Annotated in this window: 13 protein-coding genes; all 13 read left to right on the forward strand. The window is 36.4% G+C overall.

Features of this window, described 5'->3' with window-relative positions:
* Positions 1–67 precede the first annotated feature (67 nt).
* On the forward strand, positions 68–541 hold the full coding sequence (rimP, locus tag ADJ83_RS06635; protein WP_192840931.1) for a ribosome maturation factor RimP: 474 nt from the start codon (positions 68–70) through the stop codon (positions 539–541).
* 98 nt (positions 542–639) lie between these two features.
* Positions 640–1770 (forward strand): transcription termination factor NusA, encoded by a 1131-nt coding sequence (gene nusA / locus ADJ83_RS06640; RefSeq protein ID WP_031534559.1) that lies wholly within the window; start codon positions 640–642, stop codon positions 1768–1770.
* Positions 1771–1785: 15 nt separating this feature from the next.
* Positions 1786–2070, forward strand: coding sequence for an RNase P modulator RnpM (rnpM, locus tag ADJ83_RS06645; RefSeq protein WP_031534561.1), 285 nt, complete (start codon positions 1786–1788; stop codon positions 2068–2070).
* Complete coding sequence (locus ADJ83_RS06650; protein ID WP_016201165.1) at positions 2067–2369, forward strand: YlxQ family RNA-binding protein; 303 nt, start codon at positions 2067–2069, stop codon at positions 2367–2369. Before rnpM ends, ADJ83_RS06650 begins: the two co-directional genes overlap by 4 nt.
* Positions 2370–2388: 19 nt before the next feature.
* On the forward strand, positions 2389–4560 hold the full coding sequence (gene infB, locus ADJ83_RS06655) for a translation initiation factor IF-2 (RefSeq protein WP_031534562.1): 2172 nt from the start codon (positions 2389–2391) through the stop codon (positions 4558–4560).
* Positions 4557–4838, forward strand: a complete 282-nt coding sequence (locus ADJ83_RS06660) for a DUF503 domain-containing protein (protein ID WP_031534563.1) — start codon at positions 4557–4559, stop codon at positions 4836–4838. Before infB ends, ADJ83_RS06660 begins: the two co-directional genes overlap by 4 nt.
* Positions 4839–4859: 21 nt before the next feature.
* A complete protein-coding gene (rbfA, locus tag ADJ83_RS06665) occupies positions 4860–5225 on the forward strand; it encodes a 30S ribosome-binding factor RbfA (RefSeq protein ID WP_031534565.1) in 366 nt (121 codons plus the stop codon).
* A 317-nt stretch (positions 5226–5542) separates the two neighbouring features.
* Positions 5543–6460 (forward strand): tRNA pseudouridine(55) synthase TruB, encoded by a 918-nt coding sequence (gene truB / locus ADJ83_RS06670; RefSeq protein WP_031534567.1) that lies wholly within the window; start codon positions 5543–5545, stop codon positions 6458–6460.
* Between the two features lie 78 nt (positions 6461–6538).
* Positions 6539–7486 carry a bifunctional riboflavin kinase/FAD synthetase gene (ribF, locus tag ADJ83_RS06675; RefSeq protein ID WP_031534569.1) on the forward strand — a complete coding sequence of 316 codons (948 nt, stop codon included), beginning with the start codon at positions 6539–6541 and terminating at the stop codon, positions 7484–7486.
* Between the two features lie 316 nt (positions 7487–7802).
* Positions 7803–8072: a 30S ribosomal protein S15 gene (gene rpsO / locus ADJ83_RS06680; protein ID WP_016201171.1), complete on the forward strand. Its 270-nt coding sequence runs from the start codon at positions 7803–7805 to the stop codon at positions 8070–8072.
* Between the two features lie 229 nt (positions 8073–8301).
* Positions 8302–10422 (forward strand): polyribonucleotide nucleotidyltransferase, encoded by a 2121-nt coding sequence (gene pnp / locus ADJ83_RS06685; RefSeq protein ID WP_031534571.1) that lies wholly within the window; start codon positions 8302–8304, stop codon positions 10420–10422.
* Between the two features lie 196 nt (positions 10423–10618).
* Complete coding sequence (locus ADJ83_RS06690; RefSeq protein WP_031534572.1) at positions 10619–11575, forward strand: polysaccharide deacetylase family protein; 957 nt, start codon at positions 10619–10621, stop codon at positions 11573–11575.
* Between the two features lie 344 nt (positions 11576–11919).
* Positions 11920–13158: a M16 family metallopeptidase gene (locus ADJ83_RS06695; protein WP_031534573.1), complete on the forward strand. Its 1239-nt coding sequence runs from the start codon at positions 11920–11922 to the stop codon at positions 13156–13158.
* Positions 13159–13516 lie beyond the last annotated feature (358 nt).

A 13516-nucleotide genomic window follows, 5' to 3' on the forward strand; every position in this document is an offset into this window, starting at 1 on the left:
GTACATATTTTAGTTTACTAAGTTGACTCTAAAAACATAATAAGGTTCCTTGCTTAAGGAGGGAAAAATTTTGAGCAAAGTAACACAAATAGTGGAAGAAATGGCACATCCCATTTTAGATGAACTACATTTAGAATTAGTAGATGTTGAATATGTAAAAGAGGGACCAAACTGGTTTTTACGTGTTTACATTGACAAAGAAACTGGCGTGGATATTGATGAATGTGCAGTTGTTAGTGAAAAACTAAGTGAAAAGCTAGATGAAGTCGATCCGATTTCAGAGAACTACTTTTTAGAGGTTTCTTCACCTGGAGCAGAACGACCATTAAAAAAAGACAAAGATTTCGAAAAGGCAATCGGGAAAAATGTTTATATTAAAACATATGAACCAATTGAAAACGAAAAAACCTTTGAAGGAATCTTAACAGCTTTTGATGGAAAAATGGTGACAGTCGAAGTCAAAATAAAGACAAGAAAGAAAACGATTGAGATCCCATACGAAAAAGTTGCTAAAGCAAGGCTTGCAGTTACTTTTTCATAATTTATAAAGGACCTTAATTAAGAAGCTTTAAGAAAAAGCTTCGCTAACTTACGGTCATTTCATTATTGATAATAGAGAATAAAGGGGGATACACGCTCATGAGCAGTGAATTAGTTGATGCTCTAGTGTTACTTGAAAAAGAAAAAGGAATATCACGAGAAGTGATCATGGATGCAATGGAAGCGGCATTGATCTCTGCTTATCGCCGCAATTTTAACCAGGCACAAAATGTGCGAATTGATTTGAATTTAGGTGCCGGTTCTATGCGTGTATTTGCTAGAAAAGAAGTAGTAGATGAGGTATTTGATCCACGTCTGGAAATTTCTTTGGAAGATGCACAAAAAATTAATCCGAACTATGAAGTAGAAGATATTGTGGAATTAGAAGTTACACCAAAAGATTTTGGTCGTATTGCAGCGCAAACTGCAAAACAAGTAGTTACACAAAGAGTTCGTGAGGCAGAAAGAGGAATTATCTATTCCGAATTTATCGATCGCGAAGAAGACATCATGACAGGGATTGTTCAACGTCAAGATAGCAAATTTATTTATGTAAGCTTAGGAAAAATTGAAGCAATCTTGCCTACAAATGAACAAATGCCAAATGAGCATTATAAACCACATGATAGAATCAAAGTGTTCTTAACAAAAGTGGAAAAGACAACAAAAGGTCCACAAATCTTTGTTTCTAGAACACATCCAGGTTTACTAAAAAGATTATTTGAGATGGAAGTGCCAGAAATTTATGATGGCACAGTAGAAATCAAATCGGTTGCTCGTGAAGCTGGAGATCGTTCCAAAATTTCCGTTCATTCAGAAAATGAAGAAGTAGATCCAGTAGGTTCATGTGTAGGTCCTAAAGGAACTCGTGTGCAGACGATTGTAAATGAGTTAAAAGGGGAAAAGATTGATATTGTTAAGTGGTCTAGTGACCCAACAGTATTTGTCGCAAATGCATTAAGCCCTTCAAAAGTATTAGAAGTAATTGTGAATGAAGAAGACAAAGCAACTACTGTGATTGTTCCAGATTATCAATTGTCATTGGCAATTGGTAAGAGAGGCCAAAATGCACGCTTAGCAGCGAAGCTTACTGGCTGGAAAATTGATATCAAATCTGAATCGGAAGCAAGAGAAGTTGGAATTTATCCAACAGAAAATTCATTAATTAAATTTGATGATGAAGTAGAAGAAGAGGATGATTTTCGTTTAAGCACGGAAGATTTCGAGTGATAGAGGTGAATGTGTGTGAACAAACCAAGAAAAGTACCAATGCGTAAATGTGTTGCTACCGGTGAAATGAGGCCGAAAAAAGAATTAGTTCGCATCGTTCGTTCCAAAGAAGGGGATGTATCCGTCGATTTAACAGGGAAAAAATCCGGTCGTGGAGCATATCTTTCATTGGATAGAGAAGCAGTACTATTAGCCAAGAAGAAGAATATTCTTTCTAATCAGCTAGAAGTTACAGTAGATGATTCTGTCTATGAGGAGCTGTTAGAACTAATAGATAAGGAGCAAAGACAATCCAAATGAACGATAACAAGTGGATGTCATTACTTGGCTTAGCAAATCGAGCACGGAAAATAACCTCAGGTGAGGAATTGACCGTAAAAGAAATTAGAAGCGGTAATGCAAAGCTAATATTATTGTCGGAAGATGCGTCACAAAACACGACAAAGAAAATCACGGATAAGTGCCGTTCCTATAAAGTACCAGTGAAGCTTGTTTCAAATAGGGAAATCCTCGGGAAAGCAATAGGGAAAGAGCAAAGAGTGGTTGTCGCTGTTTTGGATAATGGATTTGCAAAAAAACTTTTAACGCTGCTCGATTAATTCTAGCGGGGGTGAAATGATGAGTAAAGTGCGAGTATACGAATACGCAAAACAATATAACATTTCAAGCAAGGATGTTATTGCTAAATTAAAAGAGATGAACGTAGAAGTCTCAAACCATATGACAACATTGGAAGAGGAAGCAATAAAAAAACTAGATCGTGTATATAATAAAAAGAACGAAGAAAATAAGCCAAAAACACCGGCTCAAAAAGCGGTTGCTAAAAATATCGCAGACGAGTATGAAAAAGAAAGCGATGAAATGGCTGAAAAGGGGAAAGTAAATCAATCTGTGAAAAATACTAAAGATAATAAACCAGGGTTTAATAAACCAAAAAACAATAACAACAATAATAACAAAAATAGAAATAACAATCGCAAAGGGAAGCAAAATGCTGCTCCAGTTGCTCCACCTGCTCCGAAAAAAGAAAAAGAATTACCAGAGAAAATTACATTCAGTGAGTCTTTAACTGTTGCTGAATTAGCAAAAAAATTACATCGTGAACCATCTGAAATCATCAAAAAATTATTCCTACTTGGTGTAATGGCAACGATCAACCAAGAATTAGATAAAGATGCGATCGAGTTAATCTGTACAGATTACGGGGTAGAAGTTGAAGAAGAAATTAAAATAGATACAACGGACCTAGAAGTATACTTTGCAGATGATGAAAATGCAGAATTAATAGAGCGCCCATCTGTTGTTACAATCATGGGACACGTTGACCACGGGAAAACAACATTACTTGACAGTATCCGTAATACAAAGGTAACAGCAGGAGAAGCTGGTGGTATTACCCAGCATATCGGTGCATACCAAATTGAGGAAAATGGCAAGAAAATTACGTTTCTTGATACACCAGGACACGCAGCCTTTACTACAATGCGTGCACGTGGTGCGAAAATTACAGATATCACCATTCTTGTTGTAGCTGCTGACGATGGTGTTATGCCACAGACAATCGAAGCAATCAACCATGCGAAGGCTGCTGAGGTTCCTATTATTGTGGCAGTCAATAAAATGGATAAACCAACTGCAAATCCTGATCGAGTAATGCAGGAATTAACAGAACATGGATTAGTACCAGAAGCTTGGGGTGGGGAAACTATCTTTGTTCCACTTTCCGCATTAACTGGTGAAGGTATTGATTCTTTACTGGAAATGATTTTATTAGTAAGTGAAGTAGAAGAATATAAAGCTAATCCAAATCGTAATGCAGTTGGAACTGTTATTGAAGCAGAGCTAGATAAAGGGAAAGGTTCTGTCGCAACTTTACTAGTTCAAAATGGTACATTGCGCGTAGGAGATCCAATTGTAGTTGGAAATACATTTGGTCGCGTTCGTGCAATGGTTAACGATTTAGGTAGACGTGTGAAATCAGCAGGACCATCAACACCTGTTGAAATTACTGGTTTAAACGAGGTTCCACAAGCTGGTGATCGATTTGTTGTCTTCAATGATGAGAAAACAGCAAGACAAGTCGGAGAAGCTCGTTCTACACAAGCAATTCAAGCTCAAAGATCAGAAAAAACAAGAATCAGTCTTGATAATCTGTTTGAACATATGAAACAAGGGGAAATGAAAGATATTAATATCGTTCTTAAAGCCGATGTTCAAGGTTCAGCAGAAGCATTAGCTGCCGCTCTTTATAAAATTGAAGTAGAAGGCGTAAATGTTAAAATTATTCATACTGGTGTAGGTGCCATTAATGAATCAGATATTACACTTGCAGCTGCATCTAATGCAATTGTTATCGGATTTAACGTTCGACCTGATGTTAATGCGAAAAGAGCTGCAGATGCTGAAGAAGTAGATGTACGTTTACACCGTATTATCTATAAAGTAATTGAAGAAATCGAAGCGGCAATGAAAGGGATGCTTGACCCTGAATTCCAAGAAAAAATTATTGGTCAGGCTGAAATTCGTCAAACTTTCAAGGTTTCTAAAATCGGTACGATTGCAGGTTCCTATGTAACAGACGGAAAAATTACAAGAGATAGCGGCATTCGCTTAATCCGTGACGGTGTTGTAATTTTTGAAGGCGAAATCGATGCATTAAAACGTTTTAAGGACGATGCAAAAGAAGTAGCTCAGGGTTACGAGTGTGGGATTACAATCAAAAACTTTAACGATGTTAAAGAAGGCGATATTATCGAAGCATATGTTATGGAAGAAATTGAGCGTAAATGATAATTGGTTTAATGACAGTGGAATGCATTATTTATGATGCCCACTCATTAAAAGAAAAGCGGGCGGTCCTACAAAGGATTATGACCCGCTTAAAGCAAAAATACAATATCTCTATTTCAGAGGTAGACTTTCAAGATACTTGGCAAAGAACAAAGATTGCTATCGTTACAGTTGCTTCTGCACGTGTCTCCGTTGAAGGTGTGTTGCAGCAAGCACAGCAGTTTATCGATTCTTTCCCAGAAATAGAGAGAACGGTAACAGATATAGAATGGCTTTAATAAAATGAGGTGAATTGCGCGATGAGTCTAAGACCAAATCGTGTTGGTGAACAAATGAAGAAGGAATTGGGCGAGATTATTACTCGTAAGATAAAAGATCCTCGCATCGGCTTTGTAACCGTTACAGATGTTAACGTTACAGGTGACCTTCAACAAGCAACTGTGTATATTTCCGTACTTGGCGATGAGGAACAACGTGAAAATACACTAAAAGGATTAGCAAAAGCGAAAGGTTTTATCCGTTCAGAGATTGGACAACGCATTCGTTTACGCAAAACTCCTGAGATTACTTTTGAATTTGATGAGTCGATAGATTACGGAAATAGAATTGATACATTATTGCATCAAATCGCAAAAGAAAATCCGTCTAGCAACGACGAAAGATAAGATGTAAAAATAAGTATGCTCCTATCGGACTTTTTCCATGATGGTTATGGATATGGACGATAGGAGTTTTTTTATAGAGGCTTAAATAAAGTTAACTTTCGAACAAAGCGCGTTGATTTCCGTTACAGGAACTTGCTTTCCGCGGGGAGGGATGAGAGCCTCCTCGGCTTTGCCTGCGGGTCTCTTATTTCCCTCATCTCCCGCAGGAGTCAAGTTCCCTCAATCAACTCAGAATTTTAAATGACATTACAAGTAAAGAGCAAGATCTATTTTCGCATTAATTATTTAAATTTATAAATGAATAAAGGATGAGGTATATGGAAGGGATTTTACCGTTATGGAAGCCGAAGGGGCTTACTTCGCATGATTGTGTTTTTCGTTTGCGAAAGATATTACATATGAAGAGGATTGGTCATACTGGCACACTCGATCCAGATGTAACAGGGGTATTGCCGATTTGTTTAGGAAGAGCGACGAAAGTAGCGGAATATATAACAGATGCTGGCAAAGAATACGTAGGAGAAGTAACGATAGGCTACTCTACTACTACAGAAGACCGTTCTGGAGAAAAGGTAGAGGAAAAGGAAGTAACAGAAACGATTACGAGAGAAAGAATCGAGGCAATATTACAAGAATTAACAGGGACAATTACGCAAACACCGCCAATGTATTCTGCCGTAAAAGTAAATGGAAAAAGGCTTTATGAATATGCAAGACAAGGATTAGTGATTGAACGACCTTCAAGACAAGTGACTATTTATTCTTTAGAATTAATAGAAGAATGGAAAGAATTAAAGGGTGATATCGTATCCTTTCGATTTAAAGTAAGCTGCAGTAAAGGAACATATATCAGAACGCTCGCTGTGATGATTGGAGAAAAATTAGGGTATCCTGCCCATATGTCAGACTTAAGTCGAACACGTTCTGCAACATTTACGGAAAAAGAATGTGTGACCTTTGAAGAGCTTGAAGAATATGTAGAAAAAGGGATTGTTGATAAGCTTATTTATCCGATTGAAGACGCGCTTTTACATTTGCCGAAATATGAAATAAATGATACATTAGCAATGAAGGTACGAAACGGAACGGTATTAGAAACTCCTGCTCATTTAGTAGAAGAACAGGAGCCAATTGTCATTCAAACAACAACAGGTGAAGCGTTAGCTATCTATGTTCAGCATCCAACAAAAAATGGTTTAATAAAACCGTCAAAAATATTGAAAATTTTGGAATAGTGAATAATGCGTCGTACACCTTGAAACAGTGTGACAAAAGGGATAAAGAAATTAGAGCTAGAAAAGGTGAGTAGCGTAGTGAAAATAGTTAGAATTAATCATTCAGAACGAAATAAAGAGCAAGATTATCCGCCAATTTCCATTGCGTTAGGTTCTTTTGATGGTGTACATCTTGGTCACCAAAAAGTAATCGGAGAAGCAAAAAATATAGCAGATCAAAATGGATGGAGCAGTGCTGTTATGACGTTCGATCCCCATCCTTCTATCGTGCTAGGTGGAAAAACGAAAAAAGTAGAGTATTTAACCTCTTTTGAATCCAAAGTGGAAGAATTAGCAAAATTAGGAATTGATTATTTATTCATTGTTGATTTCACTATTGAATTTGCTAGTTTGCCACCGCAAGAATTCGTAGATACGTATTTAATTGACTTAAATGTGAAGCATGTTGTAGCAGGTTTTGATTATACTTATGGCAAGAAAGCTCAAGGAACGGCTGGAACACTTTCGGAACATTCACGAGGTAAATATGAAACAACCATTATTGGAAAAGAAACCATTGGGGGAGAGAAAGTAAGTTCCACATTGATTCGTTCCCTTATTAATAATGGAGATATGGAAAAAGTTCCTTCCCTATTAGGCAGATATTATACGATAAAAGGCACTGTCATTCATGGCGATAAGCGGGGAAGAACAATCGGTTTTCCTACAGCAAACGTAAAGCAAGCAAGTGATGTTATTTTGCCACCACTTGGTGTATATGCGGTCCGATTATTAGTAAATGGAAAGTGGTATGAAGGGGTATGTAATTTAGGCACAAAACCAACCTTCACTCCAGAAGAGAAAACAGCCAGCATTGAAGTCCATATTTTCGATTTCCATCAAGACATCTATGGACATTCCGTAACAGTAGAATGGCATAAACGAATCAGAAGTGAACAAAAATTCAATGGAATCGATGAACTAGTAGCCCAAATAGAAAAAGACAAGCAAACGGCATTACAATATTTTTATGATAACGCACAATAAGAAAAAAATGAAAGTAATACGGAATATTCTAAATAGATTTGGAAATACTGGTTAAATATATTCCAACAGGTAAATAGAAAGAAACAAGTAATAGTAAGGAAACTTTTATTTGTTTCTATTAGAATCGATGTTTGGCCAGACTCTCTTTTGTGTTCTTTGCTTATTTTAAAAAATAAAAGGTTATGTCTTGATTTTTCACAAGAAAACAGGTATTCTTAAATACGTACTAAAAACAACCTTTGCTTGGCAAATCGAATCACCAACGTTTTGCTCGGTAAATGGGGATTAGTGTAATAGAAATAGGAGGTGAAACAGGATGGCAATCACTCAAGAACGTAAAAACGAACTTATCAATGAGTACAAAACGCATGAGAACGATACTGGATCTCCAGAAGTTCAAATCGCTGTCCTTACTGAGTCAATCAATAACTTAAATGAACATTTACGTACACATAAAAAGGATCATCACTCACGTCGTGGTCTTTTGAAAATGGTAGGTAGACGTCGTAATCTTTTAACTTACCTACGTAATAAAGACGTTCAACGTTACCGTGTTTTAATTAACAAACTTGGTCTACGTAGATAGTTAAAAAAGCGGGATATTTTTCCCGCTTTTTTATTGTAAATAAATGCGAATCTAACATATGGTTTCTATAGATTACATAAATTAATTTCGTTTTTTAGTTACATAAAATGTGTATACTAGTAGAAGAGAAAATTTAAAGGTAGTATTCTTTATTTTATAAAATAGTAGGTTTTAGGTAGTATTTAACCGGAAACCTCCATGAAGTGAATGAGTAGAGAGGGGTTTATGAATGGGACAAGATAAGCATGTCTATTCCATTGACTGGGCTGGAAGAAAGCTTACAGTCGAAATTGGACAATTAGCAAAACAAGCAAATGGCGCAGTACTTGTACGATATGGTGATACTGCTGTATTAAGCACAGCGACTGCTTCAAAAGAACCGAAAAACTTAGACTTCTTTCCATTAACAGTAAACTATGAAGAACGCCTATATGCAGTTGGTAAAATCCCAGGTGGCTTTATAAAAAGAGAAGGACGTCCAAGCGAAAGAGCGATTCTTGCAAGCCGTTTAATCGACAGACCGATTCGACCATTATTTGCTGATGGCTTCCGTAATGAAGTGCAAGTAGTCAGCATGGTTATGAGTGTGGATCAAGATTGTACATCTGAAATGGCAGCAATGTTTGGGTCATCACTCGCATTATCTGTTTCTGACATACCATTTGGCGGTCCAATCGCTGGTGTATATGTTGGAAGAATCGATGGCGAATTTGTAATCAATCCTACAGTAGAACAAGCAGAGAAAAGTGATATTAATCTTGCTGTTGCAGGTACAAAGGATGCAATCAACATGGTTGAGGCTGGTGCAGATGAAGTGCCAGAAGAAGTAATGCTTGAAGCAATTATGTTTGGTCATGATGAAATTAAACGTCTAATTGCTTTCCAAGAAAAAATTGCTGAAGAGATTGGCAAAGAGAAAACGGAAGTTGTTCTATACGAATTGGATAAAGACATCGAAGCAGATGTGCGCGCATTATGTGAAAACGAAATGCTAGAAGCCATTCGAGTACAAGAAAAGCATGCTCGTGAAGCAGCTATTAAAGTGGTAAAAGATTCTGTTATTGCAAAGTATGAAGCAGAAGAAACAGAAGAAGAAGAATTAAAGCAAGTGAAAGCAATTTTAGATAAATTAGTGAAAAATGAAGTTCGCCGTTTAATTACGGAAGATAAAGTTCGCCCAGACGGACGTGGATTAGAAGAAATCCGCCCACTATCTTCAGAAGTTCATTTATTACCAAGAACACATGGTTCTGGTCTGTTCACTCGTGGACAAACGCAAGCATTAAGCATTTGTACATTAGGTGCTCTAGGAGACGTACAAATCTTGGACGGTCTTGGAGTAGAAGAAGAAAAACGGTTTATGCATCACTATAATTTCCCTAACTTCAGTGTTGGTGAAACAGGACCAATGCGTGGACCTGGACGAAGAGAAATCGGCCATGGCGCACTAGGGGAAAGAGCCTTAGAACCGATCATTCCTTCTGAAAAAGACTTCCCATATACTATTCGACTTGTATCAGAAGTATTAGAATCCAATGGTTCTACTTCACAAGCTAGTATTTGTGCAAGTACGCTTGCTATGATGGATGCTGGGGTGCCAATTAAAGCACCAGTTGCAGGTATTGCAATGGGTCTGATTAAATCTAGTGAACACTACAGTATTTTAACAGACATACAAGGAATGGAAGATCATTTAGGAGATATGGACTTTAAAGTTGCTGGTACTTCTAAAGGGGTTACAGCACTTCAAATGGATATTAAAATTGATGGACTATCTCGTGAAATTTTAGAAGAGGCATTACAGCAAGCAAAAATTGGTCGTATGCAAATTTTAGAATCCATGATGGCAACAATCAATACTCCTAGAGAATCTTTATCTTCTTATGCGCCAAAAATCTTAATGATGTCTATTAACCCAGACAAAATTCGCGATGTAATTGGACCAAGTGGTAAACAAATCAATAAAATCATTGAAGAAACTGGAGTTAAAATTGATATCGAGCAAGATGGTACAGTATTCATTTCTTCTATTGATGATGAAATGAATAACAAAGCAAAACAAATTATTGAAGATATTGTTCGTGAAGTAGTTGTCGGACAAATGTATCTTGGCAAAGTAAAACGAATCGAGAAATTCGGTGCATTCGTTGAAATCTTTAACGGAAAAGACGGCCTTGTTCATATTTCTGAGCTTGCTGAAGAAAGAATTGGCAAAGTAGAAGACGTCGTAGCAATTGGTGATGAAATCCTTGTGAAAGTAACAGAAATTGATAAACAAGGAAGAGTTAACTTATCACGCAAAGCGGTTTTAAAAGAACAAAAAGAACAAGCTGAGAATGCTAAAAACTAACTAAATAACAAAAAGAAAAAGATGACTTTGATAAAAGCTGTTAATGGTTTAACAGATATTTTATCAAGTCATCTTTTTTGTGGAATGAAATGATTCATCTTGAACCAAAATAAAAAATAAGGATAAGCAATGTCCATATTTCTGCGTTCTACCTTGTCCTTGATTATCATATTGTAATAACTAGGGGGGGAAGGTGATGAAGAAAATAGTTTCACTAGTAGGGATTGTTGTTGTCTCTTGGTTTTTAGTTAATAATCCTTTAGCAGATACATATGTTAGCACCTTGCAAGAAAAATCAGTAACCGTAACAGCAAATGGTTCCTTATACACAACTATTAGTGAAAAAGCAAAAGAGTTTGAAAAAGCACCAATAGATGCAAAGTTAGATCCAGTATGGAAAGCAATTCCTGGATTAAACGGGCTAAAGGTCGATATAGATGCATCATATAAAAATATGAAAAAAGAGAAGAAATTCAATGAACAAAAATTAGTTTTCCAACAAGTGAAACCAGAAATTACTTTAGCTGATTTGCCGCCTGCTCCTATTTATAAAGGAAATCCAGACAAAGAGACAGTTAGTTTTATTATAAATGTAGCATGGGGCAATGAATTTTTGCCTGATATTCTAGCTACCTTGAAAAAACATCATGTGAAGGCTAGTTTTTTCTTAGAGGGTAGATGGGTTCAAAAAAACCCAGATCTTGCAAAAATGATTGCAGAAGCTGGGCATGAAATCGGAAATCATTCCTATACACATCCTGATATGAGTAAAATTAGTAGCAGCAAAATTCATGAGGAAATAGTTAAAACAAATGATGTGATAGAAGCAACAACAGGAGAGCAAGTCACGTTGTTAGCACCACCAAGCGGATATTTTAATAATGAAGTAGTAAAGATTGCAGATCAGCAGAAGTTGAAAACAGTAATATGGTCTGTAGATACAATCGATTGGCAAAAACCAAGCCCAGATACATTGCTTAATCGAGTTCTTGCAAAAATCCATAATGGGGCACTTATCCTCATGCACCCTACAGAAGTAACGACAAATAGTCTCGAGCGATTAATTATTGAAATTGAGAATAAAGGGTATAAAATTGATACGGTTAGTGACATGCTTAGTGAGGAGCGGGAAAGCTATAATACAAAAAAATAGTAGTTCCATCCATCTTATAGTATTCTATAAGATGAAATGTATTTTAAATGCTGTTGCTTTATTTTTATGAAGGCTTGAATTAATGGATGTGTAAGGAATAGTTTCTTCGGGAATGAAGGAAATGGGAGCGGCGCCAGTAAAGCGGAAATCAACAGGGAGCATACGAAAAGTAAAAATAACATACTTATCTTCTCTTCATACGGGAATGAAACGTTATTCATCTTTTAAACCTTCCTATGTTATGATTATAATCAAACAATGTTTTGGAAAAAATAAGAGGAATAAGATATACTAGCAGTCGCAGCTATATTTAACAACTTGGTAGAAGAACAGGAGGAACATAATTGATCAAAAGATATACTTGCCAAAATGGAGTAAGAATAGTATTGGAAAACATTCCAACCGTTCGCTCTGTAGCTATTGGCGTATGGATAGGAACAGGATCACGGAAAGAGGATGAAAAAAATAATGGTGTATCCCATTTTTTAGAGCATATGTTTTTTAAAGGAACAAAAACACGTAGTGCAAGAGAAATAGCAGAATCATTTGACAGTATTGGTGGTCAAGTAAATGCTTTTACTTCAAAGGAATATACTTGCTATTATGCAAAGGTGTTGGATACACATGCTGATATGGCATTAGAAGTGTTAGCAGACATGTATTTTAACTCAACTTTTGATGAAGAAGAGTTAAAGAAAGAGAAAAATGTTGTATATGAAGAGATTAAGATGTATGATGATACACCAGATGATATTGTCCATGATTTATTAAGTCAGGCAATCTATGATAAACATCCATTAGGCTATCCAATTTTAGGTACAGAAGAGACGCTTGCTACCTTTAATGGAGATACGTTAAGAGAATATATGTTTAATCATTATACACCAGATAATACAGTTATTTCGATTGCTGGAAATATTACAGATACATTTATTTCCCAGGTAGAGAAGTATTTTGGAACATATGAAGCGGGTAAATCAGAAATAGAAATTGTGAAACCTTCTTTCCATGCCAATAATTTTTCTCGAAAAAAGGAAACAGAGCAAGCCCATCTATGCCTAGGCTTTAATGGATTACAAGTGGGCGATGAGAAAATGTATACACTTGTTTCCTTAAACAATATTCTCGGTGGTAGTATGAGCAGTAGACTGTTCCAAGATGTTCGTGAGCAAAAAGGCTTAGCTTACTCGGTTTTCTCTTATCATTCTGCATACCAAGATAGCGGGATTGTAACAATATATGGCGGTACAGGAGCAAAACAGCTAGATGAACTATTTGATACGATTCAAAGTACGCTTGCTACCTTGAAAAAAGAAGGAATTACTGAAAAGGAGCTTCTAAATAGTAAGGAGCAATTGAAAGGTAGCTTAATGCTAAGTTTAGAGAGTACAAATAGCCGAATGAGCAGAAATGGCAAAAACGAATTATTATTAGGTAAACATCGTTCCTTGGATGATATTATTGCTGATATAGACCGAGTTACGAAAGCGGATGTCGATCAAATGGCAAAAGATATTTTCACTGACACATTCTCTGTGTCTTTAATCAGCCCAGACGGACAACTGCCAAAACCACTTCAATAAATGGCACTACATATATAAAATAAAAACTAGGAAACAGAATTTATTTCTGTATTCCTAGTTTTTTTGTGCCCCTACCTTTGAACTAGTAGATTGCTTTCTACAACGAAATGATGGCATTGTTTCGTTTTGTCCTCCATTCTATCCGCTTTTACAACTTCCCGTGGGTAACTTATTTTATGAAGGTAATGAAGAACAGAAAGATAAAGGGATGCATAAATCGAATTAGATGAGAAATTTTGAAGTAAAAAAGGCTTTTAAGTAGCGGACGCTCGAGCTAGTTCGATTAGAAACTAGGACAGGAAGGTTACGAAGCTTTCCCTTCTTAGTTAGTTGTTCTAAATAAAGAAGAAATCCTTCT

It is taken from the genome of Bacillus sp. 522_BSPC (assembly GCF_001076885.1).
Taxonomy (GTDB): Bacteria; Bacillota; Bacilli; order Bacillales; family Cytobacillaceae; genus Niallia; species Niallia hominis.

Excerpts from the sequence above, each read along its gene's own strand:
- truB (WP_031534567.1), top strand. The coding sequence starts at position 5,543 with ATGGAAGGGATTTTACCGTTATGGAAGCCGAAGGGGCTTACTTCGCAT.
- ADJ83_RS06690 (WP_031534572.1), top strand. The coding sequence starts at position 10,619 with ATGAAGAAAATAGTTTCACTAGTAGGGATTGTTGTTGTCTCTTGGTTT.
- ADJ83_RS06660 (WP_031534563.1), top strand. The coding sequence starts at position 4,557 with ATGATAATTGGTTTAATGACAGTGGAATGCATTATTTATGATGCCCAC.
- infB (WP_031534562.1), top strand. The coding sequence starts at position 2,389 with ATGAGTAAAGTGCGAGTATACGAATACGCAAAACAATATAACATTTCA.
- ADJ83_RS06650 (WP_016201165.1), top strand. The coding sequence starts at position 2,067 with ATGAACGATAACAAGTGGATGTCATTACTTGGCTTAGCAAATCGAGCA.
- nusA (WP_031534559.1), top strand. The coding sequence starts at position 640 with ATGAGCAGTGAATTAGTTGATGCTCTAGTGTTACTTGAAAAAGAAAAA.
- pnp (WP_031534571.1), top strand. The coding sequence starts at position 8,302 with ATGGGACAAGATAAGCATGTCTATTCCATTGACTGGGCTGGAAGAAAG.
- rbfA (WP_031534565.1), top strand. The coding sequence starts at position 4,860 with ATGAGTCTAAGACCAAATCGTGTTGGTGAACAAATGAAGAAGGAATTG.
- rpsO (WP_016201171.1), top strand. The coding sequence starts at position 7,803 with ATGGCAATCACTCAAGAACGTAAAAACGAACTTATCAATGAGTACAAA.